The following is a 26,457-nucleotide window of genomic DNA, read 5'->3' on the forward strand; positions in this document are numbered from 1 at the left end:
GGCTTATGGCACAATAACTGGCAGAACGCAACATAAACGTTATTCGGCAATAGCAATACATTCGAGGAATTTCAGTGGCAGAGACAGATTATTACGAAGTTTTGGGTATAGAACGCAGCGCAAGCGACGAGGAAATAAAAAAGGCTTACCGGAAGATGAGCCGTAAATATCATCCGGACATCGCCGGCCCCCAGTTCGAGGACAAGTTCAAGGAAGTCAACAACGCCTACGAGGTGCTTTCTGATCCCGACAAGCGCCGTATGTATGATTCCGGCATTGATCCCAACGATCCGAACGCAGGTTCGGGATTCGCTTCAGCAGGTTTCGGCGATATGGGAGACATTTTCGGTCAGTTCTTCGGCAACGCCTTCGGCGGCGGCGGGCAGGGGCCGATTCCTCGTACACAGCCTGGCCGTGACGCGCTCTCCAGCACTTCCATCAATCTTAAAACGGCGGTATTCGGCGGCACCGCACATGTCAAAATCAACACGTTTGGGCTGTGCCCGAAATGTGGTGGACAAGGTACCGCGAACGGCGAAAAGCCGGTAACCTGCCCAGATTGCAACGGGCAGGGGTCAAAACAGCAGGTCCGTCGTACGATGCTCGGCCAGATGATGACCACAGTACAGTGCGAGCGTTGCGAAGGCCACGGCACCATCATTGAGCATCCGTGCCCGACTTGCCAAGGCCACGGCCGCATTCGCACTTCTCGCGAGGTTGGCGTCAGCATTCCTGCCGGTATCGAAGACAACACTCGCCTGCGTCTCGCCAATCAGGGCGAGGTCGGCGAAGGAGGCGGTGCTGCGGGTGACCTTTACATTGATATTCGTATCAAGGCCGATAAGCAATTCACTCGCGAAGGTGACGATCTCCATTGCTGGATTCAGATTCCTATGAGCTGGGCCGTACTCGGGCACGACATGCAGATTGATACTTTCGACGGCAAACAGACCATCACTGTCCCGCAAGGCTGCCAGCCTGAGGAGACGGTGTCGATCAAGGGCATCGGTGTCGCCAAGATACGCAAGCCGGAAGAACGTGGTGACCTCATCGCCCATTTCAGTGTGCACATTCCCACAAAGCTCAATGACGGGGAACGCAAGCTGATGGAACAGTTCGCCCAGAGCCATGATGCAGATGCCACCAACGTGAGCCAAAGTTCAAGGCCGGCTACAAACAGGAAAGGCTTCTTCGACAAGATCAAAGACGCCTTGCACTAAAGTTTGATGTAAAACCTGTGGAAGCGTTCTGTACGCGGTTTGAGAACAGGTTTTAAAAGTACCTTCACCCAGAGTCTTGGACGAAGGTACTTTTGGTTGAGGGGCTTTGGGGTGCTGCTTTCAGGACAGCAGTGAACGGCACATGGCGCGATATTCGCTGACGTAGCCGCCGCCGAAGAACACGCAGTGACCGGCAATTGGATAAAGCTGCCAGATGGTGATTCTGTCGGGGAAGCCTTTCTTGAGCGGATGCGCAGATTCATAGCCGTCGATGATTTCGTCGAGGAATGGCATGCCGAACAGATTGAGCATGGCGAGATCTTCCTCACGGTGTCCGCCGTGCGCGGCCGGGTCGATGAGGACCGCCTCGGTCTGGCCCGAATCGTCGGTCCACATCACATTGCCGCTCCACAGGTCGCCGTGCACGCGGGCCGGCTTGTCCTCGGCGGCCGGGCCGAGCAGATCCGGCAAGGCGTCGATGACTTCCTGCGTCATCTCGAGATCGTTGTCGTTCAGTTCGCCACGCTTGATACCGAGTTTGACCATCGGGAGCAGACGTCCTTCGCCGAGGTAATCCATAGGATTCGTCCACTTGCCGGTATCCATCGGCACTGGGTCCTGCAACGGCCCGAAATAGCACGTCCCGTCGTAACCGGCCGGCGCGGAACCGAAATAGTCGGCTCCAGCGTCGTGCATATGTGCCAAGGCGGCGCCGAAATCGTGTGCGGCTTTGGGCGTAGGGGAGCAGGAGTTCACCCGTTCGATATCAAGCCAGCCGTCGCCCCAGTCATAGACGTCGACCACACGCGGGCCGCCCTGCGATTGTGCCTCGCCCAACCATTTGAGCCCTTTGCCTTCGCATTCGAAGAATCCCTTTGGCGCGAACGCCCTGCTTTTACGATATTTTGCCATGATGTTACCCTTCGTTTTGCTTTCGACAGCAATCATGCAATCATGCAATCCTGCAAGCAGTTGTGATGCATATTGTAAACTTTGCTGTTCGGCGGGCATCGGCCTACCGCTTCAATTGTGTGAGCGATGTGCGACAATCAGAGCTTATGACACACGGAGTTCCGAGATATTGGGTAGTCTAAACAGGTTAGACACGAACCCCCGCAGCTTATTTGTTCCGAAGCGAACGAGAGTAAGACAGTTTTCTTGCGGGGATACGCATAAAGAGGGATTATGAATTTCTTCCAAGCCATTGTTTTAGGGCTGGTTCAGGCGCTCACCGAATATCTTCCGGTGTCCTCAAGCGCGCATATTCGCATCGTCGGCGAACTGATGCTGCATTCCGATCCGGGAGCGGCGTTCACCGCCATCATCCAGCTTGGTACCGAATTAGCGGTCATCCTCTATTTCCGTCACGATATCATCAACATCCTTTCGCACTGGTTCGGTTGCCTTTTTGGTCACCATGGCAAGGATTGGAAGTCTCGTCTCGGCAAAGGCGACCGCGATGCCACCTTCGGCTGGTACATCATCATCGGCACCATGCCCATCCTCATCGCTGGCATCCTCTTCCAGAAAACCATTGAGACGACACTGCGCAACTTGTGGATCACGGTCACGGTTCTTTTGCTTTTCGGCATTCTTCTATGGGTCGTCGACGCGAAATTCCCCGAACGCAAGACTGTCAGGGAAATGAATTGGAAAGATGCCCTGCTCTTCGGCGTCGGCCAGATGTTGGCGCTGATTCCTGGTGTTTCGCGTTCCGGAGGTACCATCACTTTCGGCCGAGCGATGGGTTATACACGTGAGGATGCGGTTCGCGTGAGCTTTATCATGGCCATTCCGGCCGTCTTTGGATCAGGGATCCTCGAAGCCGTCAAAGCAGTGGGGGATTACAAAAGCGAGCCGAATTTTCCGGGCTGGGGCGCGACCTTGGCCGCAATGGTGGTCGCCTTCCTTGTTGGCTATTTCGTTATTATTGCGTTCCTGAAATTCGTTTCGACGTTCTCTTATAAGGCCTTCGCCGTCTACCGCATCGTACTTGCAGTAGTTGTGGCAATCCTTCTGATTGCCGGCGTGCTTCAGGCTTCACCTGCGGCGGCCGAAGCCGTAGCTTCCCTCATTCAGCCGGTCACAGCCATGATTTGATATTTTGCTTGATATTGATGTTCAGTCTTCGATATGCGAAAGGAATTCCTCGGCTTCCTGGGCTATTTCGTCGCCTCGGGAGATTGTTGAATTGCCCAACTTGTCAAGTTGCTGATCAAGGTCGTATTTGGCCTCCAAATGATGGATATAAAGCTTTAGATCGTCATTGCAATTGGCGAGCACATCAGCCTGCGCCTTCCATGTCACGGATTGTTTCGGCAGCGTTCCGACGTTGAGCTCAACACCCAGCATCTGCGAAAGCCGCTGCAACATCTGCAAAGTACCTTGAGGGCATTCGTCCCCGGCCAGATATTGAGGCACAGAGACCCACATCGAATTGGTGGAGAAGCCTTCCTGATCGGCTAGCATATCGAGCACTGTGGGAATGCCGACCGGTCCGTCGTAAGGATTGCGGTCTTTGTCGTTTTTCCCAGAGTCCTTTACGGCCCCTCCGCGGATGCTTGAGCCCCCGCGCCGCAGAGCAGATTCCTCGACAGGCAATGGACGGGTATGCGGGCAATCGGCGAACATCGACCCCAAGGTCACGATTTCGCTGACATCAAGTTCGTCGGCTATACGCAGGCAGTTGCGGCAATAATCGATCCAGCGATAATTGGGTTCGGGAGCGATTTGAGCGTAGACGTGTATACCGGGCGCAACCGTAATCTCATAGAAGGTGGTTTGCGGCCAGATGATGCGTGCCTGTCCGCTGACATGACAGATCATCGGGCGTGCGGATTGCAGGTCGTAATAGCTGTCGGTGCGAATATGCCTGATTTCCCGTGACTCGTAACTGGCCACAAGGTGGCGGATCACGTTTGTGGCCGCTTGGCTGGCATCGTTCCAGCCTTCGAAGGCGCAAACCATGATGGGCTTCGTTGTTTTCGCATCTGTAGTCATGAATCCTAATCTAGTTGTTAGAAACCTTGAAATTTGAGGGCTTATGCCATCGGTGAATGAGTTTCATCTACGGGAGTAGAAGCCGGCATTTTATAAAAATATGTGCTAATGACTAATAATGAGAGAAATATTGATATTTCGCGGCGACACGCAGCTATTTGTCAAATCGGGCGAGAGCATATATAGTTATCTCTCGTGCTTCGGTGAAGGAATTTGCAACGAATAAATTCATTGAAAGCTTTGCGGACATAGCTTAGTTGGTAAAGCGCGACCTTGCCAAGGTCGAGAGCGCGGGTCCGAGTCCCGTTGTCCGCTCTAGGTCCGAGGAGTTGTACACGACCTTACGGTGGGTTAGCCAATCGGTTAGGCAGCGGCCTGCAAAGCCGTATAGACGAGTTCGACTCTCGTACCCACCTCGGAAGAGGGAGTCTTCGACTTCCGAATCCAAACAACCTGGGCGGTTGGCGCAGAGGCTAGCGCACTTCCCTGACACGGAAGGGGTCACAAGTTCGAATCTTGTATCGCCCACGAAAGCCGGAGGAAACTCCGGTTTTAATATATAGGGTGCGGTTCGATGGCTTTGTTCATCGAGTTAAGCTCTGCTACTAATTGAATATTGGGTGATTAGCGCAGCGGTTAGCGCACTTCCCTCACACGGAAGGGGTCGCTGGTTCGATTCCAGCATCACCCACTTCAAAGATTCGAACGATGCTGTTTATTTTATTTTTGCTTGCTTTATACTCTGTGCAAAAGTTAATAGGTTTGTTTGTCTAATGCTTCTTCGAAAATTTGCCGTCCCTGTGGAGTCATCCATTCTTCAAGCATGTTTTGTATAGGGGTCGCCATATTGATTTCGTTATCCAACAACCACTGGGTTTGCAATCCGTCCATGAGTGCTGTCAAGCGCAGGGAAGCGTCATTTGCATCGACGTTAGAGCGGATATATTTATTTTTTTTGGCAGTGCGGATTGTACGCGCGGTGTCTTTTCGGATTCTCGCGTAGCGGGCGACGAAATAGTCATGGGCAGGGTGTGCCGGATTTGAGGCTTCGCTCGAAAGATGAACAAACAATTCTATAAGACCTGGAATCAGTCGATTGTGCTCGGCGAGTTTGACCATTCCTTGCAATACTCCCATGGCGCCAGAATTGTTGACAAATGGAACGAATCTTGCCCGTTCCTCCTTGTCCCGAGCTTGCAGAACGGCTTCCAGCAATTTTTCTTTGGTAGGGAAATAATACAATAAACCTGCTCTTGAAATATCGCAGGCTGCGGCGATATCGAGGATGGTCGCTCTGTGATAGCCTTTCTCGGCAAAAAAGCGAGAAGCGGTATTCAGTATCTGTTCCCTGCGAGCCGATCCTTTTGCGTAACCATGTTTGACGAGGTCGGCAGGTGCGGTAATAGCGTCGTCGTAGGTGCTGTTCGTGTCCTTCATAAGTCTGATTCAAGCATTCTGCATTGACAAAATCTACACTAGTGTATATATTTGGAATCGTTGTATTTAGGCATATAACGAAGTATTTCTAAAAATCAAAGGAGAAATCGTGCAAAAGAACCAATTCCCGTATCAGAATGCCAGCCTTCCCATACCCCAACGAGTAGAGGATTTGCTGGCTCGCATGACATTGGAGGACAAAGCCGGACTCATGTTTCAAACTGTTGTCTCTCTTAATGATGATTTTGATGCACCGGGAATGATGAACTCGCCGTCCAATAGTCAACTCATTGATCGTGGCATCACGCATGGGAACATCCTTGAGTCTCGATCGGCTCGTGAAATTGCCGAATGGTATAACAAACTGCAGCAGACGGTTCTCGAGCGAGGGCTTGGCATACCTTTTACGGTTTCGTCAGATCCTCGTCATTCGTTCAGCAACAATCCAATGACGGCTGTGATGACTGGTTCGTTCTCCCAATGGCCTGAATTTCTTGGGTTTGGAGCTATAGATGATCCTGATATCACCCAACATTATGCAGAAGTTGTCAGGCAGGAATATCTGGCTGTGGGGATACGCGTCGCCTTGCACCCACAGGTGGACCTTTCAACGGATCCCCGTTGGGCAAGGGCATCCGGCACGTTCGGTTCCACGCCAGAATTGGTAAGACGAATGGCTCTGGCATATGTCAAGGGATTACAAGGCAAGAAACTTGGAAATCAATCCGTGGCCGCGATGGTCAAGCATTTTCCTGGTGGTGGAGCCCAATTGGACGGGGAAGATCCTCATTTCGATTACGGGCGTGAGCAGGTTTATCCCGGTGGTCGTTTTGAAGAGCATCTACAGCCTTTCCGCGATATGTTCGCTGCCGGGGTTGGTCAAGTCATGCCATATTACGGTATGCCTGTGGGTACTTCTTACGAAGAAGTCGGATTCGGCTTCAACAAGGGTATCGTCACTGGTCTGTTAAGAGAAAAACTCGGCTTTGATGGTATTGTTTGCAGCGATTGGGGAATCCTTTCTCGTACATTCTGGGGAGTTGAGAATCTCAGCTACGAGGACCGAATGGTGAAGGCTTTGGAAGCCGGAATTGATCAGTTTGGTGGAGAGTTCCGTCCGGGAGTACTTGTCAAATTGGTGCGTAGCGGACGCGTCCAGGAGAAGAGATTGGATATTTCTGTTCGGCGACTGCTTGCCGAGAAGTTTAGGCTCGGTCTTTTTGACGATGCCAGATTTGTGGACGTGGATGCTGCTCAGCGCATTGTCGGTTCGGTACAGGCTCGCAAGGAAGGGGTTGACGCACAAACCGCGGCGCAGGTACTTCTGGTCAATGATGGACCGGTCAAGTTGCCTTTGTCCGGGCAGCCGAAAGTATATGTGGAAGGAATGGATATCTCGGCGCTTGCCGGATGGGCGAACGTCGTGGCGACCCCGGAAGAAGCCGACGTCGCCCTTGTACGGACTTCGGCTCCTTGGGAGGAGCGTGGAGGAGTGGGATCGATTGATTCATTCTTCCATGCTGGATCTTTGGAGTTTCACGCTGATGAGCTTGCCCATTTGCGTGCTATCGCCGCAGTGACTCCTTTGATTGTGGATGTATATCTTGATAGGCCGGCGATTTTGGCACCGCTTGTGGATATCTGCTCGGCGTTGACAGTGAATTTCGGAGCTTGCGACGAGGCCTATACGCGTATCGTTTTTGGTGCCGATTGTCCGCGTGCCCACCTGCCTATGGAAATCCCCTCATCAATGCAAGCCGTTCGCGCCAGTCGACCGGACGTGCCGAATGATACTGAAAACCCGACTTTCCCCGTGGGCTTTGGACTGAGTTTTCCGACGGACTGGGTAAAAGCCTCTAGGCCTGACCCATCTTCGACGACGGCTCCGGCAATTAAAAAGCCGACACACCGGTACAGTCTGGAATCGACTCCTTTGGAGATTCTGCTTGACGATCCTGATTCCCACGCCATTCTGGACGAGCTTCTACCCGATTTGTCAAGTAATCCCATGTTGGCGATGATTAAATCTGCCCCTCTCGATTCCGTGCTTGACTTGATGTCCGGTCAGATCTCAATGCAGACTGCTGACTGTGTGCGTAAGCGCATCGCAGCACTACCCCCAATGTAAATATCCTTTTGAAGAATCGAGTTTTCCATGAATACGGTCATATCTAATCCGGAATCTGACAACGTTACGGATTCAAATGAATCTTCAATGCTTGTCGCGCCAGGGATGCCTGATCCGAATACCCAGGATCATGTCCCCATCAAAGGCCGTTTGCTTCGTTTGATGATTTGGATGTTGCCAGCAAACTTAGCTGTTTATATACTTTGGGGTGCGATTCCTTCCGTTCTCTTGCCTCTTCAAGTCGGAGCCTTTGATGAAGCGAATAAAGTGCGCAATCTCGCGATCATCACCACAGTCGGAGCTTTTGCCGCTATGATTGCGCAGCCAATTGCCGGAGCCGTGTCCGACCGAACGCATTCGAAGCTGGGCAGGCGTGCACCATGGATGCTCATTGGCGCCTTGATTGGCAGTGTCGCTTTGGTGGGGCTTTCGATGGGTCACTCATTGATTGTCATTTTCATTGGATGGGTTTTCGTGCAGGCAAGTTTCAATTTCGTCCAAGGTCCTTTGACGGCCATCATGCCTGATCGTGTACCTGTGATGGCGAGAGGCACCTTTGCGGCAATAACAGGCATGGCAACTATGCTCGGGGCCATCGGCGGTCAAATCTTGGGCGCGATGTTCGCTAAACATATCTCGCTTGCTTATGCGACTTTGGCGAGCTTCGTCTTGCTTTTCATCGTCTTGTTCATTGTGTTCAATCCTGACGCTTCGAGCAAACAGGCGAAGCTTCCGGATTTCAAAGTCAAGGATTTCCTAGCCACATTTTGGGTTAATCCACTGCGATACCCCAATTTTGCATGGGCGTTCATAGGAAGGCTGCTTCTGTACGCAGGGTATTTTGCCGTGACCGGCTATAACCTTTATACGTTACAGGGTTACATTGGGCTGAGCCAGGATGCCGCAGTGTCTGCAGTACCCGTTTTGGGTGTAGCGAGTTTGGTCGGGATGGTGCCTTCAATCGGGCTTGCTGGCCCGTTGAGTGACAAAATTGGGCGTCGCAAGCCTTTCGTTCTGGCTTCTGCTCTGATCGTCGGATTGGGATTGACTATTCCTTGGTTGATTCCGACCAAAACGGCGATGATCGCCATGGCGTTCATTTGCGGTCTGGGCTTTGGGGCATTTTCCGGAGTCGACCAAGTGCTGATGACTCAAGTGTTGCCGGATACAGGAACCAATGCAAAGGATTTGGGCGTTGTGAATATTGCAGCCACTTTGCCCCAGACCCTTGCTCCCGCAATCGGTGGCGGCATTGTTCTTGTTGTTGGCTATGTGGGACTGTTCCCGGTAGGAATCGTGCTAAGTATACTTGGTGCTTTTTCGGTTTTGATGATTAAGGGGATACGCTAGATAATTGTGTTGCTGCAGTCGCTACATACTCGGTGAGATAATGGAGCTTCGCGGCAATGGTCAGATTCGACAAGAGCCATGACTGGTCAGGTAAAGACTCATGGCTCTTGTCTCGTTTTATGCGTAAATGTTCCGATCTTTTTCAAAGACGATTTGACCAATAAGACACAATAATGCCAAGTCAGAGAATAGGGATTCGATTTACGCTATGTGTACTAAATCCTATGAGGCTCGATGATTTTTTAGCGCCGCGTGAATTGATTTCGAAGCTGTTTGTAAAGCAGTAAAAATGAGCTGGACTTTTGTCTCTACATCACGGGAGGAGCATTGTTCCAAATCTTGGGGCAACGGTGGCGGTTAGTGCACTTCCCTCACACGGAAGGGGTCGCTGGTTCGATTCCAGCATCACCCACTTTCCTTTCTATCTCGTAGGTTTCTTTTTCATATGTATCAATATCTTGTCATGGATTATTATTTTTTAAAGATAAAACTTCGTTGTATTGATTCATAGGCTTTAATTGGTGGGGGATATGCTATGGCAAGTGATTCGGTGAAAACGGCGCTGTTGGCGAATGTTGGGGTGGCGGTCGCCAAAGGGCTTGCAGCGGCGTTCACCGGGTCTTCGGCCATGATGAGCGAGGCTGTCCATTCCGTGGCCGATTGCGCCAACGAGCTCGTGCTTATGGTTGGAGGCAAGGCTGCTGCGAAATCGGATAAGGACCATCCTTTCGGTCTCTACCGCGCCAAATATCTCGCCTCGTTTCTGGTGGCAACATTGCTCTTCTTCGTTGGCGGATGGTTCTCGTCATCGCAAAGCTTCGAGAAACTGGTCAAGCTCACTAACGGTTCCATGCCACGAGGCGTAGAATCAATCGAGCTGCTTGCGTCTTTGGCGGTCATCGTCGTATCGGCATGCCTTGAAGGCTTCGGGTTGCACACATCGATACGCGAAGCCCATGAACGGATGGAAACACTCAAAGTCAGCAATCTCAATCTTTTCGCGTTCTGGCGCAAAACCAAGAGCGCGGAACTCGCTTCGGTGATGATGGAGGACACGCTTGCCTTGGTCGGCTTGGTTTTCGCGGGTTTAGGCATTGCCATGGCTTTGGTCACCGGCGATGAGATCTGGGATGCGGTTGGTGGTATGTGCGTCGGCGTCATTCTTATTGTGGGAGCCGTGGCGCTCGGCTTCAAATCGGGTTCGTTGCTGATTGGCGAGGCTGTCGAGCCAGAAATGGTTGCTCGCATACGTAAAGCTGTTGAGGAAACTCCTGGCGTCGACCGTCTCATCAACATGCAGGCCATGCATATGGCCGAGGACGACATTCTCCTGTGTCTGAAAGTGCAGACTACCAAACTTGACCATGACTACGACGTCGAAACGATTAACAAAATCGAATCTGCAGTGCGCAAGGCCCTGCCTTTTTATCGTTTTGAAATCTATGTAGAACCTGACTTATATCGAAAACCTGAGGAAATCAAACAATCCATTATGCCCTAAGCAAGTAGGTTTTCGAACAATGCAATTATAGTAGGCACCCATGTGCAGATTGCTTGGATACTGCGTCAATGCAGCTCAATTGAGTTTGAAAGATGTTCTGGGGGAGACCGATACTGCGGATTTTCGTAGGCTCAGTGAGATCCATAGGGACGGGTGGGGCCTGTCGCTGAAAGGCTTCCCGGATGACGGCACATCCCAACTATCGGAGGACAGAACTTATCACACCACGGTGGCTGCTTATCTTGATCCGATGTTCACCGCTTTAGCCGACATACCCACACAATCGGCGTTGTGGCATTTGCGTTGGGGCAGCCCAGGTATCGCTGGCATCATGGAGAATCAGCAGCCGTTCGCGCTTGATGACATTGAATTCATGCACAATGGCAATATCGTCGGATCGGACGGTGTCAATGTTCTTGATAATCCTGATTTTGAAGTAGACCGGGACATCGTCAAATCTGTCAGCGTCCACAGCGATTCGGCGATCTTTTTTGCGGTCATAATAGGATATACCAGGCAAGGCATGAAGCTCAGCGATGCTGTGCTGCATGCTGTCGCAAAGATGCGTGAGACATATCCGGCCTCAAGTTACAACTGTATTGTGCGTGATGCCGAGGAGATGGTCGCTGTTGAGGCCGGTCGTGGGGGAAAGACCTCGCCGGTGATTACAGACTTTTACAATGATTATGGTTGGACCGGTCAGGGCGATGACTACCGGGCCATGCGCTTCCGTGATATCAGAGACGAGCAGAACCATGGGTTGGGGGTATTGGTCGCAAGCTCCGGATTCCGCCAGGATGCTGACGATGGGTGGCTTGAGATGGGTAATAACACCATGTTGGTGGCCTCGCGTCGGACCGGAAGGTATTCCCTTCGCTCGTTGTAAAAAATCTGCGGCAAGCCATCGCAGTTCGATAGATACAATCACATCAGAGTCTTGTGGCTATCGACTTTTCTGGCATGGCGGGGTCGGTGGATTCTCCGTGTTATCGTTCGTGGAATGTAAGCCTCACAGCAATTCCTTTTCGGCGGTTTCCGGTCCCAAGAACGCCACAATAGCCATGGTGAGCACGGCTATGAGGGCGATGAGGTAATAGACCCATTTCTCGTTGCCAATGGTCAGCAACAGTGTGATGAGGTAAGGCATGAGCGCGTTGCACAATTTGGCTATGGCATTGGCGACCCCCACAAAGCGGAAACGTACACGTGTCGGGAACAGTTCCGGAATATAGACCGCAGTCACTGAAGCCATGAGCACGTACAGGATGACGACCAAGGCGAATCCGACCAACGAAACGAGAACGATGTCATGTTGCATGGAATACAGGCAGCCCAGAGCCGCTTCTATGCCGAAGGCCGCGACGATCAGGCGTTTCCGACCGATCCTGTCGATAAGGAACGAACCGATGAAACATCCCAAGGGGGCGCCGAGCATAATCAGTACGCTGATCCATAACGAGTGATGCAGGTCATAGCCGCGCTTGAACAGAATGGTAGGCATCCATGTCGTGAAGGTGTATGAGCAAACCATGGTCGCCGTCACTGCCACCGTGGCGACGATGAAATTCTTCCACAAAGCTCGTATGGTGAAAGGCTGGGGCGCCTTTTCTTGTTGAGGAGAGGAGTCGTAAAAACCATTGACCGTGAGTCGACTGATGATGCATGCGGCTTCGGTCCTGCGCCCCTTCACGAGCAGCCAGCGTGGCGATTCCGGCAAACCCCTCCTGAAGAACCAGATTAACAGCGCCAGAACGCCGTCGATGGCGAACAAGGGTCTCCAAGACCAATGTGAGATCACCATTGCGGAAAGGGCCATTGCCACCGGCACGCCAAAATTGGCGATCAGGTCAACGATAGCGCACCAGTGACCACGTTTGAGCACCGGCGCAAATTCATTGATATACGTGAAGCCGGTGACGAGCTCGGCGCCGAGGCCCATGCTGGCAATGAACCTGCAGATGATCAGCACCAGTATATTCGGGGCGAACGTGCAGGCAAAAGTAAACAGGCCGAACACCAGAAGATTGATGCTGTACGAGATCTTTCTCCCCTTCGCGTCGCCGATGACCCCAGAGACCAGCGAGCCTATCAACAGTCCCAAAAAGCCGGCCGAGAGGAAGGTGGCATTCGTTCCGGAATCAGTGAAGTGTTGGGAAAGCAGACACGTTGCGATGGAACTGCCCATGTAGACGTCGATGCTGTCGATGAACATACCGGCCGCCACCAGAACCACGATCTTATAGAACAACGGTGAGGGTTTGGCCAGATTCAAATCGTGCAGCAGCGACTCATCGGAAGGTATTGTGGGAGACTTTACGTTCATCGTTCACACCCCCTAATGAAAAAACTCGAGGTGAACGCTGATCGAGAACCCGCTTCATGCGCGTCAAGGCAGTATCCTCTTTGCCCGTGTTGTCCAACCAAACCCTTTTGCTTTTTCATAATCCTCTCCATCGCTGAACTTGATTCCGTATGTTAGGCAGGACATTCCGGGATGGTCAGAAAGGCTTCACATGTTGGAAGAAACAGGTCCGGACTTATGGACGGATATCGCAGGGAAAAATATCTTGATTACCGTCCAGGCCTAGCCTAGTAACGCAGTCACCAAGGCAAGGATGCTTGAGACCTATCCGGCGCCGTGTTGCAACTGCGTTGTGCGTGATGCCTAGGAGATGGATGCTTTTCGCGAAACGCGCCGATGACTTGCGAGATGACCGGCGTACCTGTATATTTTCTGTCTGTTGTCTGTGCGGACATAGCTTAGTTGGTAAAGCGCGACCTTGCCAAGGTCGAGAGCGCGGGTCCGAGTCCCGTTGTCCGCTCTTTTAGTTCTTTTTGTGTATATTCACATTTTTTTCCAAGAATTATCTGGTATATAAAAATAGTGCCGTGACTTGTCAATCGGCAGGTCACGGCACAATCATTGATTATCGGAAACTTGAAGGATTACTTCACTTTCTTGATGAACAGGATGACGATGGCACCGGCCATAACGGCGACGATGGCCACTGGGAAGACCCAGAAGTACCCATTAGTCAGCGAGACTACCGAGGAGACGACGATAGGTGCGATGACCTGTCCGAGAGTATTGGCGAGGTTCAGGATGCCCAGATCCTTGCCGGCTTCGTCAGGATTCGGCAGAACGTCGACATTCAGAGCCTGATCGACGGCCATGTAGATTCCATAGCCTAGTCCCATCACACCCGCATAGATTAGCATTGCCGTCTTCGTGGGCCAGAGCCACGGCACCGCAATGCCGACGGCAATGATCAGCGACGAAATGAAGACGGGAAGCTTACGCTTGCCAAGACGGTCTGAAATCGGGCCGGAAAGCAGAGATACAGCCAGAGAGATAACCATGGTGATCACAGCCATGCTGGAAACCGTTGCGGCAGCGGCCTTGTCGCTTTGCCCGATATAACGCATGCAGACGTAAAGCTGGAAGCCGACGATCATGTTGTAGCCGAAAATCAGCATCAGACGGCCGATAAGGGCGAGATAGAAATCCCGAGCTCCCTGAATCGGCGGGCGGAACTGCATAACGACCTGTTTGAAGCTGAACTTTTCGGAGCTGTCGTTCTTCGAAGGAAGTTCGCGCGGAATAAGGATGACGGTGCCGATGCCGCAGAAAATCCAGCATACGGTGCCGATGAGGAATCCGGTCTTTGGTGCGTTGATGAACGCCGAACCGATGATGGTTCCCAACGACTGACCGACAATTTGGCCGGCGCCGTAGAAAGCGCTCATCGTACCACGATATTTCTGTGGAACGCGATCTGAAAGAATCGCGACACAAGGTGCAAGCATGCAGTTGAGGCCGACCTGCAGCAACGACCAGGAAGCGACGATGCCCACCATCGTGGTGGAGATGGAGGTCAGGTAGAAGCCGACCGCGGCGACTGGTCCTCCTACGATGATCCATGGCGTACGCTTGCCGAATCGGCTGTGCGATGCGTCGGAGAGTGCGCCGAATATGACGTTGGAGATCAAGGCGAAAATAATGCCGATGGAGTTCATCGTACCGAGGACGGTTTCTCCCTTACCTATTCCCAGTGTGTTGAAACGTGCGGGCAGCAACACCGAAGAACCGATGGTGCCGGACAGCATGAATACGACGCAGAAGAATATGAAACCGGCGCCAAAACGCCCAAGATTTAATTTGCTGACAGGTTTGCCTGTGTCAGGGGCAAGTTCCTCAGCCGAAATAACTGTGGTTTCCATAAACACCTTCCTTGTGTTCATCTTCTCGGAGAACGTCCATGTCTCGGAGCGATAGTTATTTGTTACTACCTAGTAACTTAAATATAATCTCATTCTTGTTTGTGTCAATACAGTGAAGCTTGGCGTGTCGAATTCGCTCGACAACTCGCATGCTAAAATAAGTACTTTGTTATTAACAACAAATAGGGGGTTGTGCATGCCGCAAAAGGCCAAAAAACAGCAGTCGTCTACCGGAGCGAAAAAACGGGTCGATGCCGAACGCTCCGAGATTGCCGCCATCATCAATGAGCATGCAGCCCCGGACACGTCGCATCGTCGCAAGAGGATGAGTTCCGAGCAACGCTTCGAGCAGATCGTTGATGCGGCCGTCAAGGTGATTGCGCGCAAAGGCTATTACGGTATGTCGATTCAGGACGTGGCCAATGAAATTGGGATTTCCCAGACCGCGATCATTCATCATGTCAAGAACAAGCGTGGCTTACTCATTGCTGTGATCGAGCGCCATTATGATCGTGCGGATGCGGTGAAGACCTATATGGATCAGTTCAACCCGGGAGGCCCTCGCGCTGGCGAGCTGCCGAAGATTCCCGAGGCGCTGCGCTGTGTGGTCCAGCAAAATGCCGAGCAGCCAGAGTTGGTGAAGGTCTTCGAGACGCTCAACACCGAAGCGATGTCACCTGAGCATCCTGCGTATGCCTACTTTGCCCAGCGCCCGCAACGGATGATCGAAACGTTCCGTCAGCATGAGTGGGCCGTCCCCGATGGGGTGGACGGGGAATTCGTGTATATGCTGGCAAATGCTACGATGTACGGGCTTGAAGGACGTTGGCTTGCCAATCAGAAGAGCATCGACTTTCTCAAGGAATGGGACCGCTACGCCGACTATCTCTTCCCACTGCCTCAATGGGAAGGCTGTCGTTAAGCAGCAGAGGCATCCTGCCGAGGTATTGCGACAAACCCGCCGTGGGTTTGACAATAAGTTCCGCCCGTTTTATGTTACTAGTTATTAACTAATATTCATATTATGTTTTATTGGTTACCAACATTGACTTGTGCGGGAACGTCGTCGTGTCCGTACATGAATGGAAAGGTGCGGCGCATGAACGAGCATGTTGAACAATATAAGCTTTTCGAGCTGAATCTGGAAGGAACGCAGGACGGCAATCCTTACGAAGACGTTGCTTTTGGTGCAAGGTTTGTTTCTCAGAAAAGTGGGGAATGTGTGAGTGTGAACGGGTTCTACCGTTCGGACGGCCATTATTCGCTACGTTTTATGCCCACCATCGATGGGGAATGGAGTTACGAGACCGAAAGCAATGATTCAACGTTAGCAGGCCATAAGGGTGTCATCGAAGTGGACAAAGCTTCGGCCAACAACCATGGAAGGGTGCAACTGGCCAGTGAAGTGCTCCGCGCCGAGGAAGCCAAGGCCTACGGAACTGAACTGCCGTATCGTTTCTGTTACGACGACGGCACGCCGTACCAGCCTTACGGAACAACTTGCTATGGATGGATCAACCAGAGCGAGGACGTTCAGGAACAGACCCTGGAGACACTTTCCAAGGCCCCATTCAATAAGATCAGGATGTGTGTGTTCCCGAAGTTCTATGACTTCAACCATGCAGATCCAGCCAGTTTCGCCTATCAGGGTTCCATGGAGTCCGGATTCGACCATCGCCGTTTCAATGAGGATTTCTTCAACAATCTTGATCACCGTATCGCCCAACTCGACGAACTCGGTATCGAGGCCGACGTTATTCTGTTGCATCCTTACGACAAACCCAAGTGGGGCTTCAGCAAGATGAGCACCGAGGATGACGAATTCTATCTGGCCTACATGGCTCGCCGGTACAGCGCCTACAAGAACATCTGGTGGTCGCTTGCCAACGAGTATGACCTGATGCCTCAGAAGTCGCTTGAAGATTGGCGGTGTTACGCGCGTGTGGTCATGGCTAACGATCCCTTCAACCACCTGCGTTCGGTTCATAATTGCACACACGTCTACGATTACAACGAACCTTGGTGCACCCATTGCTCGATTCAACGTATCGACACCACCCGCACCACTGAAGACATCACGCAATGGCGTGCCCAATTTAGCAAGCCCGTAGTGTGCGACGAACCCGGGTATGAAGGTAACATCTATTGGGGCTGGGGCAATCTCACTGGTCAGGAACTCATGCGCCGGTTCTGGGAAGGCGCCATCCGCGGCGGCTATGTGACCCACGGCGAGACCTTCATCGACAAAGGGCCGCAGATCTGGTGGGCGCACGGCGGCAAGCTTCACGGCGAGGCTCCGCAGCGTATCGCGTTTATGAGGAAAATTTTCGAAGAGGCACCGCTTGATGCGGCTCCGCTGGACGCATCGCTTGCGCAGGATGCTATGTGGCCTACCTCCTCGCCTCTGCCCGAAGGCATGGCCGCCAATCCAGCTCTGGAGAAGGCGATGCAGTACTGGGACGTTCCTGTATTGCGCAGCAGCACGGATTATCAGCTTGTCTATTTCGGCTGGTATAGGCCCCTTTATCGCGAATTCCCGCTTCCTGAAGGCAAAAGCTATAAGGTCGACGTCATTGATACCTGGAATATGAGCATCACCAGGCTTCCGGGAACTTACCAGAACTCGGTCAAAGTGGATCTCAATAAGCAATATATGGCCGTACGGATTCTCAAAGCCTAGCTTCCTGGGCAAAGTACTGTCGGTACCAATACTCGGACAGCTATTGGTACCGACGGAATCGAAAACTCCGGAAAACTGGCGCATTGCATATTCGATGCGCCAAAATATTGTGAAAGATTGTTGAATGACAGTACCGGCTGGAACTCAAACGAACAAACTGACGTTTCTGACAAAATTTGCATTTGGCATGGGCGATTTCTGGACGTCCATCGGCAATATCGCCATGGCCACCTACCTGACCATGTTCTACACGGATGTGGTCAAATTCTCTCCGGCGATGATCGCCTCAATGCTCTTGGTGGTGCGCGTTATCGCGGCCTTTTGGGATTTGTTGGTCGGCATCCTCGTCGATCGCACCGACAGCAAGTGGGGGAAGGCCCGCCCGTGGATGCTGGCCGGAGGCATCCTTTATGGGATTGCATTCCTCTTTCTGTTTACCGACCCGTTCGGCAACTCACTACAGGGCGCAATCTATGCCTGGATCATCTATACGGTGGTCAATATCGCCTATTCGACGGTCAACGATTCTTACGCCTCGTTGACCTCCCTGCTCACTTCCGACAGCGACGAGAAGACGAGCCTCAATATCTATCGGATGACGATAGCCAATATCGCCGCGATGCTCGTTTATATTCTGGCCATGCCGATTATCGGAATGTTTGCCAACAAAGCCATGGGTTGGAGTGTTTTCTTCGGGGTTATCGCAGTGATGATTCCTTTCGGATATTGGTTCACATTCCACAACACCCATGAAAAAGTGACTGCCCAGAACGCGGAATCTCAACGTGTTTCGGTGCTCAAACAGTTCAGAGCTTTGGCCGGCAACAAGTACTGGTGGGTTACACTGGGACTCAATTTCGCCTTGTGGATATATAACGGCATTTCCAACGGTATGGCGGCATATATTTCGACCTACGTCCTGGGCAATTCCAATCTCACTGGGGTTATCGGTTTGGCTACGGTCATTCCGTTGATCATCGGTCTGCCGTTGGCTGGTCCGTTAATCGTCAGGTTTGGCAAACGGAACCTCTCGTTGGCCGGTCTGGTGCTGGTTGTGGCGGGAAGCCTTCTGGTGCTGGTAAATCCGTATAACACGATGATGTTTTTCGTTTCGATCATCTTGAGGATGTTCGGAATGGTGCCGATGAATGCCTCTTTGAACGCGATGAGCGGTGACGTGGTCGAATACGGCGAAAAAACCACAGGCGTCAGGTCGGACGGCATCGTTTTCAGCTCCTCGAGTTTCTCTATGAAGATCGCCATGGGAGTATCCTCCGCAGCCATCGCATGGGTTCTTGCACAAAGCGGTTATGTCGGGGGAGCGCCACATCAGGCCGCGTCGGCGATACATGCAATGATCGATATGTTTGTTTGGGCTCCAATTGCCATGGTCGTCGTCATTGCTCTCTTGCTGTTCATCTACGATTTGGATGACCGTATCAAAGATCTCTGAGGCGTTTTCCAGGAGGATTAGAAGGAGCTATCTTCTCGGATTTCAGCCATGTCTGTGTTGCCACATAACCTAAGAGACGTTGAATTACCGTCCAGGCCTGCCCCTAGTAACGCGGACCCTGAAAGCAAAGGACACCATACCATGGCTGAACAAACCATCTCCATCAAACTCAACGGAAGTGCAAAGGAGGTGGAAGCCACGCAGACCGGCACCGATCTTTTCGCCGAAGACAAGAACATCATCGCCGTCCGTTTGAACGGCAAGCCACGCGACCTTTACACTCCGCTTCACGACGGCGACAGCGTCGAACCCATTGCCTTGGACAGCGAGGACGGCTTGGCCATTATGCGCCACTCCGCCACCCATGTCATGGCGCAGGCGGTTCAGGAGATTCGTCCGGATGCCAAGCTCGGCATCGGCCCAGCCATCAAGAATGGCTTCTATTATGATTTCGACGTCGATAAGCCCTTCACCCCTGATGATCTGAAGGAAATCGACAAGCGCATGAAGCGTATTATCAAGTCCTCCCAGTCCTTCCGTCGCCGCGTGGTGAGCGAGGACGAGGCCAGAAAAGAAGAGGCCGACCAGCCTTACAAGCTCGAGCTCATCGGCAAGAAGAAGGAAGACATCGACGAGACCGTCGGCACCGAGGTGCCGAATCAGGGCGAAATCACGATGTACGACAATCTTGACCGTGATGGCAACATCGTTTGGAAGGACCTTTGCCAAGGCCCCCACCTGCCTAATACTCGTTATATCAAGGCGTTCAAGCTGGAACGTACCGCCGCCGCCTATTGGCTGGGCGATGAACACAATCCTTCAATGCAGCGCATCTACGGTACGGCTTGGGCTTCCAAGGAGGATCTGAAAGCTTATCAGGCCCGTATGGAGGAGGCCGCCAAGCGCGACCACCGCAAGCTGGGCGCAGAGATGGACCTCTTCTCCTTCCCGGAGGAGATCGGACCCGGTCTGCCCGTCTTCCATCCGAAGGGTGGCGCCATCATCAATGCCATGGAAGACTACTCCCGCGAAATGCATCGTAAGGCTGGTTACAGCTTCGTGCAGACCCCGCACATAACCAAAGGCGGTCTCTACGAGACCAGCGGCCACCTGCAGTGGTATAAGGACGGCATGTTCCCCCCGATGCACCTTGACGAAGAGGTGGATGAAGACGGCAACATCACCAAGAAAGGCTTCGATTACTACCTGAAGCCGATGAACTGCCCGATGCACAACCTGATTTTCAAATCACGTCAGCGTTCCTACAAGGAGTTGCCTCTGCGCCTCTTCGAGTTCGGAACCGTCTACCGTTATGAGAAGAGCGGCGAGGTCCACGGACTGACCCGTGTGCGTGGCTTGACGCAGGACGATTCGCACATCTATTGCACCCGTGACCAAATGAAGGACGAGCTCAAGTCCATTCTGAACTTCGTGCTGAAGGTACTGCGAGATTTCGGTCTGAGCGACTTCTACCTTGAGCTTTCCACCAAGGACGAGAACAAGTTCGTCGGGTCCGACGAAATCTGGACGGAAGCCACCGAGACATTGCGTGAGGTCGGCGAGGAATCCGGACTTGACCTTGTGGCGGATCCGGGCGGGGCTGCGTTCTACGGTCCGAAGATTTCTGTGCAGGCTCGTGACGCCATCGGCCGCACTTGGCAGATTTCGACCATCCAGCTTGACTTCAATCTGCCCGAGCGCTTCAAGCTCGAGTACATCGCCAAGGATGGAACGCACCAGCGTCCGGTGATGATTCACCGTGCACTGTTCGGTTCCATTGAACGTTTCTTCGCCATTCTGCTTGAGCACTATGCTGGCGCATTCCCCGTCTGGCTGGCTCCGGTTCAGGTCACGGGCATTCCCGTTGCCGACGAATTCGCGCCTCACCTCCAGAAGTTCATCGACTCCCTGACTCAGGAAACGGTGCGCTGCGAGATGGACACGTCCGACGATCGCTTCGGCAAGAAGATTCGTAATGCATCCAAATCCAAGGTGCCCTTCACCCTGATTGCTGGCGAGGACGATGTCAACAAGAATGCGGTCAGCTTCCGCTTCCGCGACGGCAGCCAGCTTAACGGCGTTCCCGTCGACGAGGCTAAGGCCGATATCCTGAAGGTCATCAAGTCCCGTGCCCAAGTCAACAACGCCGATGATTTCGCTCAAGCGACCAAGTAAGAGAAAGTTGCTGAGGGAAGCGTAAGCATGCTCGAAAAACTACGACCACCGTTCAAACGCCTCATCGCTCCGATAGCCAAGCTGTTGGTGGCGATGGGCCTTACGGCGAACGCAGTGACCATTATCGGAGCCGTCGGTACGATTCTCGTGGCCATCGCCACGGGAATCACCGGCTGGCTCATTCCCGGTTCCATATTGATGGCGATTCTCGCGGCATTCGATTCGTTGGACGGTTCAGTAGCTGCATTGACCACCGGCGGTACGAAATTCGGGGCTTTCCTCGACTCGACCCTTGACCGTATCGCCGATTGGGCCGTGCTTTTTGCGGTAGTGCTCTATTTTCTGTTGCACGGCGGTATGTCGATTGCCTCCGGAACTATCGACATGGACGACGTGATTGGTTGGGTAGGCATCGGTGCTTCGATGTATGCCATGATGACCTCGTTCGTCACTTCCTACGCCCGTGCCCGCGCTGAATCGGTGGGTTATGAGGCCAAAAACGGCATTGCCACGAGAAGTGACCGCTTGGTCATCGTTCTTGTCGGCATGCTCTTGAGCGGTATCTTCGGCGACCCGCGGTGGCTCATGGCTTTCATTGTCATTCTGGCGGTGCTTGGCACCATCACCGTTTTCCAGCGTATCTTCGAAGTGCGTCGGCAGATGAAAGCCGACGGCGCAATCTGATTGTTAACAAGCCTGTTTCGCATTTCTGTTTGAACATGCGGGACAGGCTTTGGCATACCGCATTCAATCGCTTGCTTTTATTTGCAGAATGAATTTAGAGTAACGCTATCTGCTAAAACGACAACATTTTAAACCTCCTACGATTCAACGTTTGAAAGACCAATCACCGATATGTTCGATAATTTCCTCGTATTTCTAGCCAAACACCCAAGGGTCATCCCTGAACCGTTGCTTCGTGGCCTTTTTCTCTTTGCCGCGGATGCGTGTTGGTTGTTGCATGTCGGGGGAGTCAAACAGCTGGAACGCAACCTGCGTCACGTTCTTGAATCACGGGACGGAAAAGTTACGGAAAAAGATCTGCGCAAAGCCAGCCATCGTGGCATGCGTTCGTACTTCACCTACTTTGCCGAAGCGATGACGGTCGGCGGTCATTCGGACGAACGACTTCTTGCTCGTGCCAGACCGATTGGCCAGGGACTGCCGATATGCAGAGAACTTGTGCATGACAATCCTGGCAGCGCACCCATGGCCATCAGCCATCAAGGAAACTGGGATTACGAAGGATTCCTCGCGGCTAACGTGCTTGCTCCTGTAACCGTCACTGCCGAACGGCTTAAAAACGAGAAACTACTCGACACGTTCATCGAAATTCGCAAGCGTATGGACATCACCGTGCTGCTTACTGGCCAGCCCCATCTTATCGAAAAGCTGGAGGACGCGCTGGCCAAGCCACACGTTCTGGTGCCATTACTCGCAGACCGGGATTTGAGCCGTCATGGAGAATTCGTACACGCTTTCGGATCCACCATTCGTGTGGCTCGAGGGCCGGCGACGTTGGCGTTGGATACGGGCAAGCCATTGTTTGTGGTCAATATGTTCCGTGAGAAACTTCATGGCGAGGCCCGAAAAAAGGCCGGTATTCGCTATGGCTACGTCGTCGATATCAGCGCTCCTGTCGATATTGACCGATTCCGCAGCCTGCCCCGTGAAGAGGCTATCCACGCCATCAGCCAGGCATGGGTCGACGTCTGGAGCCATGACATTTCTGCGCATCCCGAAGACTGGCATATGCTGCAGCCGATCTTTATTGAGGATTTGGATATCTCACGTCTTAAGGATGTACCCGATGAGGTCATGGCAGAGCTCAGACAAATCAAGGTAACCGATAAAACCGCAATGTGATTATTGTCTCTATGATGATTGAGCAAGAAATAAACGCCGAAATACTGAATCTATGGCAGAATAAAGAATCATGTCCTATGTAGAAAACGATGGAAACGTCGAGCGTCCAGACCCGCTTCATGGCAGAAAACTGAATGTCGGCATCATCTCCCCGTATTCGTTCGAGACGCCGGGCGGCGTGCAGTTCCACATCCGTGACTTTGCGGAGGAGCTCTTGAAACGCGGCCACCATGTCGAAGTGCTGGCTCCGGGACGTAGAACGCGTGACATGCCGCTTTGGGTGACCACCAACGATTCCTCGTTTTCCATTCCATACAACGGTTCCGTGGCTCGTTTGAGCTATTTCGGTTTCGTGGGGCCACGCACCCGCCGCTGGGTCAAACAGGGACATTTCGACATCGTCCATCTGCACGAGCCCGAAACGCCGTCGCTCAGCCACAAACCGCTGACGATGATCCATCACCCGCCGTTCGTCGGCACATTCCATGCCGCTTTCGACCCGTATCCGTTGGCTTTACGTGTTTTTCAAGGGTATTTGCGGCAGTATCTCTCGCCGCTTTCTGCAGGAATCTGCGTTTCGGATGCAGCCAAGCAGGTAGTCAACCACTATGGTCCGCGCAATATCGAATATGACATCATTCCCAACGGCATCAATCGCAGGTTCTTTGCGACAGCCCAACCGAAGGCGGCCTGGCAAGGAACAACGGAACGGCCGACCATTGGCTTTCTTGGCCGTATGGGTGAGACACGCAAGGGATTCTCCGTCTTCGCCCATGCGGCAAACGACATCATCAAACGTTATCCCTCTGCTCGTTTTCTTTGCGCCGGCACAGGGGAGCAGGATGCCATAAAGATTCTTGCTAAGGTCGACCCCACTGGAACGTTGGCCAAACGTTTCGAATTCCTTGGCCGCATCAGTGACAAGGAGAAGGCTCGGTTCTACAAATCGCTTGACGTATACGTAGCCCCGCAAACCGGCGGCGAGAGTTTTGGCATCGTTCTGGTCGAGGCCATGGCCGCCTCTTGCGCTGTTGCTTCCAGCGATCTTGACGCTTTCGCAGCCGTCGCCCAGGACGGTGACGATGCTGCACTGTTTACCAACGGCGATGGGCACGATTGCGCCCGACAGGTAATTGCGCTTTTGGACAACCCGGAACGTCACGAACACTTGCGACAGGCGGGCTTCGAACGCTCCAAACGTTATGACTGGCCCGAAGTGACCGACCGGGTTTTAGAAGTCTACGCCCGCGTATTGTCGTGAAACCGCTTTAAAATTGTTACGTTTAACGTATTCGTATACCTGCTAGGAGCAATATGTCAGGGCATTCCAAGTGGGCGACCACTAAAAACAAGAAGGCCGCCATCGATTCGAAGCGCGGCAAGCTGTTCGCCAAACTCATCAAGAACATTGAAATTGCAGCACGTCTGGGCGGCGGAGATCCCGACGGCAATCCAACACTGTATGACGCCATTGTCAAGGCCAAGAAGTCTTCGATGCCGTCCGACAACATCAAGCGCGCCATCAAGCGTGGGTCCGGTGCTGAGGCCGGAGCCGCCAATTACGAAAGCATCACTTACGAAGGCTATGCGCCTGCCGGGGTGGGCCTGATCATAGAGTGCCTCACCGACAACCGCAACCGTGCGGCCGCCGAAGTGCGTTCCACGCTGACCAAAGGCAACGGTTCGCTGGCTACCTCTGGTTCCGTGAGTTTCAACTTCGAGCGCAAGGGCCAGATCGTGGTTCCTTCCGACGGGCTTGATTACGACAAGCTCTTTGAAATCGCCGCCGAAGCCGGTGCCGAGGATGTCAGGGACGAAAACGAGGTCTATGTCGTTATCACCGCTCCTGAAGACATGGTCGCTGTGCGTGAGGCTTTGCAAAAGGCCAGCATCGACTATGATTCCGCCGATCTGGTGATGATTCCCAAGACCGAGGTGGATTTGAGTCTTGAGGATGCTCAGAAGGTCTCCAAGCTTATCGACAACCTCGATGATCTTGATGACGTGCAGAGCATCTACAGCAACTGGACCGCCTCCGATGAGGTCATGGAACAGCTGGATGCAGAGGAGTAATCCGCTGTGATTATCCTTGGCGTCGACCCTGGGCTTACACGCTGTGGGGTCGGTGTGATCGAAGCCGACGCATCGCGCCGGCTTTCTTTTGTTCACGTCGACGTGGTGCGCAGCGATCCGCATATTTCGCAGGACCTGCGACTGCTGGCCATATACAACGGGCTTGCGGCGAAAATCGACCGGTTTTCGCCTGATACGGTTTCCATCGAACGCGTGTTCGCGCAGGAAAACCGCAATACAGTTCTCGGTACGGCGCAGGCTGCGGGACTTGCGATGCTGGCTGCTGCGCAACGGGGCATCCCTGTGGCGCTGCACACGCCGACGGAAGCCAAGATGGCCGTAACTGGAAACGGGCGCGCCGAAAAGATTCAGGTGGAACGCATGGTCGCGCGCATCTTGAACCTCAACAGGATTCCTGAGCCGGCTGATGCCGCCGACGCCTTAGCGCAGGCGATATGCCACGCGTTGCGTCCTTCCGGGGCGCTTCAAGGCGGGGAACGCGAGCAACATCTGACCCTTGCCCAGCGTCAATGGGCGCAGGCCCAGCAGCATGCCAAGAAACGTCATAGCGTCGATAGGGGCATGTAAGCTATCGAACAGATGTTCGAATGGTAGAGATGCTGGTTTCCTTCTGTTCCCAACAGGTAGCCAGTTCTTTTTTGGTTTCGAACCAGCGGTAAACGCAGGCTTTATTTATTGGTAATGACGGATTTTGCGGTGGGAGTGACGAATGATAGGAATGCTTAACGGCAAGGTGGAAGGCGTCGGCAATGACTCTGCCCTGATTGACGTCAACGGAATCGGCTTCGAGGTGCGTATGCCGGCCGCCGAGCTTTCCGCTTTGCATTCCGGCCAAGAAGCCAAGGTGTTCACTTCTCTGAACGTCTCGCAGGATGCCATCGCGTTATATGGATTTTTATCACAATCTTCGAAACGTATGTTCCTTCAACTGCAAAAAGTAAGCGGCATAGGGCCTCGGGTCGCGTTGTCGTTGCTTTCAACGCTTCCTCCAGACAAGCTCGCGAAAACCGTTATGGACGGGGACGCGGCCGCTTTGGCAAAAGCCCCAGGGCTTGGCAAAAAAGGTGCGCAGAAAATCATCCTCGAGCTTCGTGGCTCCATCAATCTCGATGAGATCGAAAGTGGGAGAGCCTCGACCGAGCCTGAATACGACACCGGTACTATGGAGGTCATTGAAGGCCTGGTCTCGCTGGGCTGGCGCGAAAACGACGCGGCGCATGCCGTGACCAAGGTTTGCAAAGACAACCATATCAAGACGCCACTGGACAATGCAGACATCCCCAAAGTGTTGAAACTGGCATTGACATCCTTGGATCGGGGGCGCTAAATCAT

General features: G+C 52.9%; 21 protein-coding genes and 5 tRNA genes. 21 read left to right on the top strand and 5 right to left on the bottom strand.

Annotation, left to right across the window (positions count from 1 at the left end; all coding sequences use genetic code 11):
* The first annotated feature begins 74 nt into the window (after nucleotides 1-74).
* Nucleotides 75-1,220, top strand: coding sequence for a molecular chaperone DnaJ (gene dnaJ, locus OZX70_RS04470; protein ID WP_277182030.1), 1,146 nt, complete (start codon nucleotides 75-77; stop codon nucleotides 1,218-1,220).
* Nucleotides 1,221-1,340: 120 nt separating this feature from the next.
* Here the strand turns inward: dnaJ and OZX70_RS04475 are convergent, their stop codons facing one another.
* Nucleotides 1,341-2,132, bottom strand: coding sequence for a fructosamine kinase family protein (locus OZX70_RS04475; RefSeq protein ID WP_277182031.1), 792 nt, complete (start codon nucleotides 2,130-2,132; stop codon nucleotides 1,341-1,343).
* A gap of 273 nt (nucleotides 2,133-2,405) precedes the next feature.
* On the opposite strand from OZX70_RS04475, the gene uppP reads away from it, so the two are divergent.
* A complete protein-coding gene (gene uppP, locus OZX70_RS04480; protein WP_277182032.1) occupies nucleotides 2,406-3,320 on the top strand; it encodes an undecaprenyl-diphosphatase UppP in 915 nt (304 codons plus the stop codon).
* Between the two features lie 21 nt (nucleotides 3,321-3,341).
* Here uppP and OZX70_RS04485 read toward each other — a convergent pair whose 3' ends face one another.
* Nucleotides 3,342-4,220 (bottom strand): PAC2 family protein, encoded by an 879-nt coding sequence (locus OZX70_RS04485; RefSeq protein ID WP_277182033.1) that lies wholly within the window; start codon nucleotides 4,218-4,220, stop codon nucleotides 3,342-3,344.
* Between the two features lie 242 nt (nucleotides 4,221-4,462).
* On the opposite strand from OZX70_RS04485, the gene OZX70_RS04490 reads away from it, so the two are divergent.
* The 4 genes from OZX70_RS04490 to OZX70_RS04505 all read left to right on the top strand — a co-directional run bounded on the left by OZX70_RS04490 (nucleotide 4,463) and on the right by OZX70_RS04505 (nucleotide 4,911).
* A tRNA-Gly gene (locus OZX70_RS04490) sits at nucleotides 4,463-4,535 on the top strand.
* A gap of 30 nt (nucleotides 4,536-4,565) precedes the next feature.
* Nucleotides 4,566-4,636, top strand: a tRNA-Cys gene (locus OZX70_RS04495).
* Between the two features lie 39 nt (nucleotides 4,637-4,675).
* A tRNA-Val gene (locus OZX70_RS04500) sits at nucleotides 4,676-4,748 on the top strand.
* A 90-nt stretch (nucleotides 4,749-4,838) separates the two neighbouring features.
* Nucleotides 4,839-4,911 (top strand) — tRNA-Val (locus tag OZX70_RS04505).
* A gap of 62 nt (nucleotides 4,912-4,973) precedes the next feature.
* Here the strand turns inward: OZX70_RS04505 and OZX70_RS04510 are convergent.
* On the bottom strand, nucleotides 4,974-5,657 hold the full coding sequence (locus OZX70_RS04510; protein ID WP_277182034.1) for a TetR/AcrR family transcriptional regulator: 684 nt from the start codon (nucleotides 5,655-5,657) through the stop codon (nucleotides 4,974-4,976).
* 109 nt (nucleotides 5,658-5,766) lie between these two features.
* On the opposite strand from OZX70_RS04510, the gene OZX70_RS04515 reads away from it, so the two are divergent.
* The 4 genes from OZX70_RS04515 to OZX70_RS04530 all read left to right on the top strand — a co-directional run bounded on the left by OZX70_RS04515 (nucleotide 5,767) and on the right by OZX70_RS04530 (nucleotide 11,522).
* The gene (locus OZX70_RS04515; RefSeq protein WP_277182035.1) at nucleotides 5,767-7,785 is read left to right on the top strand and encodes a glycoside hydrolase family 3 N-terminal domain-containing protein; all 2,019 of its coding nucleotides are present in this window, start codon (nucleotides 5,767-5,769) and stop codon (nucleotides 7,783-7,785) included.
* Nucleotides 7,786-7,812: 27 nt separating this feature from the next.
* Nucleotides 7,813-9,135 carry an MFS transporter gene (locus OZX70_RS04520; protein WP_277182036.1) on the top strand — a complete coding sequence of 441 codons (1,323 nt, stop codon included), beginning with the start codon at nucleotides 7,813-7,815 and terminating at the stop codon, nucleotides 9,133-9,135.
* 535 nt (nucleotides 9,136-9,670) lie between these two features.
* The gene (locus OZX70_RS04525) at nucleotides 9,671-10,636 is read left to right on the top strand and encodes a cation diffusion facilitator family transporter (RefSeq protein WP_277182037.1); all 966 of its coding nucleotides are present in this window, start codon (nucleotides 9,671-9,673) and stop codon (nucleotides 10,634-10,636) included.
* Nucleotides 10,637-10,715: 79 nt separating this feature from the next.
* Complete coding sequence (locus tag OZX70_RS04530) at nucleotides 10,716-11,522, top strand: class II glutamine amidotransferase (RefSeq protein ID WP_277182038.1); 807 nt, start codon at nucleotides 10,716-10,718, stop codon at nucleotides 11,520-11,522.
* A 123-nt stretch (nucleotides 11,523-11,645) separates the two neighbouring features.
* Here OZX70_RS04530 and OZX70_RS04535 read toward each other — a convergent pair whose 3' ends face one another.
* Nucleotides 11,646-12,959, bottom strand: coding sequence for an MFS transporter (locus OZX70_RS04535; RefSeq protein ID WP_277182039.1), 1,314 nt, complete (start codon nucleotides 12,957-12,959; stop codon nucleotides 11,646-11,648).
* Between the two features lie 426 nt (nucleotides 12,960-13,385).
* Here OZX70_RS04535 and OZX70_RS04540 point away from each other — a divergent pair.
* A tRNA-Gly gene (locus tag OZX70_RS04540) sits at nucleotides 13,386-13,458 on the top strand.
* A 124-nt stretch (nucleotides 13,459-13,582) separates the two neighbouring features.
* Here the strand turns inward: OZX70_RS04540 and OZX70_RS04545 are convergent.
* Nucleotides 13,583-14,857, bottom strand: coding sequence for an MFS transporter (locus OZX70_RS04545; protein ID WP_277182040.1), 1,275 nt, complete (start codon nucleotides 14,855-14,857; stop codon nucleotides 13,583-13,585).
* Nucleotides 14,858-15,053: 196 nt separating this feature from the next.
* Between OZX70_RS04545 and OZX70_RS04550 the strand changes: the two genes are divergently transcribed.
* The 10 genes from OZX70_RS04550 to ruvA all read left to right on the top strand — a co-directional run bounded on the left by OZX70_RS04550 (nucleotide 15,054) and on the right by ruvA (nucleotide 26,452).
* Nucleotides 15,054-15,779 carry a TetR/AcrR family transcriptional regulator gene (locus tag OZX70_RS04550; protein ID WP_277182041.1) on the top strand — a complete coding sequence of 242 codons (726 nt, stop codon included), beginning with the start codon at nucleotides 15,054-15,056 and terminating at the stop codon, nucleotides 15,777-15,779.
* Between the two features lie 177 nt (nucleotides 15,780-15,956).
* Nucleotides 15,957-17,537: a DUF5605 domain-containing protein gene (locus OZX70_RS04555; protein ID WP_277182042.1), complete on the top strand. Its 1,581-nt coding sequence runs from the start codon at nucleotides 15,957-15,959 to the stop codon at nucleotides 17,535-17,537.
* 124 nt (nucleotides 17,538-17,661) lie between these two features.
* A complete protein-coding gene (locus OZX70_RS04560; RefSeq protein WP_277182043.1) occupies nucleotides 17,662-18,990 on the top strand; it encodes an MFS transporter in 1,329 nt (442 codons plus the stop codon).
* A 141-nt stretch (nucleotides 18,991-19,131) separates the two neighbouring features.
* Nucleotides 19,132-21,165, top strand: a complete 2,034-nt coding sequence (gene thrS, locus OZX70_RS04565; RefSeq protein ID WP_277182044.1) for a threonine--tRNA ligase — start codon at nucleotides 19,132-19,134, stop codon at nucleotides 21,163-21,165.
* A gap of 27 nt (nucleotides 21,166-21,192) precedes the next feature.
* Nucleotides 21,193-21,849, top strand: coding sequence for a phosphatidylinositol phosphate synthase (gene pgsA, locus OZX70_RS04570; RefSeq protein ID WP_277182045.1), 657 nt, complete (start codon nucleotides 21,193-21,195; stop codon nucleotides 21,847-21,849).
* Between the two features lie 171 nt (nucleotides 21,850-22,020).
* Nucleotides 22,021-23,031: a phosphatidylinositol mannoside acyltransferase gene (locus tag OZX70_RS04575; RefSeq protein ID WP_277182046.1), complete on the top strand. Its 1,011-nt coding sequence runs from the start codon at nucleotides 22,021-22,023 to the stop codon at nucleotides 23,029-23,031.
* A 70-nt stretch (nucleotides 23,032-23,101) separates the two neighbouring features.
* Nucleotides 23,102-24,292 carry a glycosyltransferase family 4 protein gene (locus OZX70_RS04580; RefSeq protein WP_277182047.1) on the top strand — a complete coding sequence of 397 codons (1,191 nt, stop codon included), beginning with the start codon at nucleotides 23,102-23,104 and terminating at the stop codon, nucleotides 24,290-24,292.
* A gap of 53 nt (nucleotides 24,293-24,345) precedes the next feature.
* Nucleotides 24,346-25,104: a YebC/PmpR family DNA-binding transcriptional regulator gene (locus OZX70_RS04585; RefSeq protein ID WP_277182048.1), complete on the top strand. Its 759-nt coding sequence runs from the start codon at nucleotides 24,346-24,348 to the stop codon at nucleotides 25,102-25,104.
* A 6-nt stretch (nucleotides 25,105-25,110) separates the two neighbouring features.
* Nucleotides 25,111-25,692 carry a crossover junction endodeoxyribonuclease RuvC gene (gene ruvC / locus OZX70_RS04590; protein ID WP_277182049.1) on the top strand — a complete coding sequence of 194 codons (582 nt, stop codon included), beginning with the start codon at nucleotides 25,111-25,113 and terminating at the stop codon, nucleotides 25,690-25,692.
* Between the two features lie 142 nt (nucleotides 25,693-25,834).
* Nucleotides 25,835-26,452 (top strand): Holliday junction branch migration protein RuvA, encoded by a 618-nt coding sequence (gene ruvA, locus OZX70_RS04595; protein ID WP_277182050.1) that lies wholly within the window; start codon nucleotides 25,835-25,837, stop codon nucleotides 26,450-26,452.
* Nucleotides 26,453-26,457: the final 5 nt, after the last annotated feature.

Origin of the sequence: Bifidobacterium sp. ESL0732, assembly GCF_029395535.1 — a bacterium.
Lineage (GTDB): Bacteria > Actinomycetota > Actinomycetes > Actinomycetales > Bifidobacteriaceae > Bifidobacterium.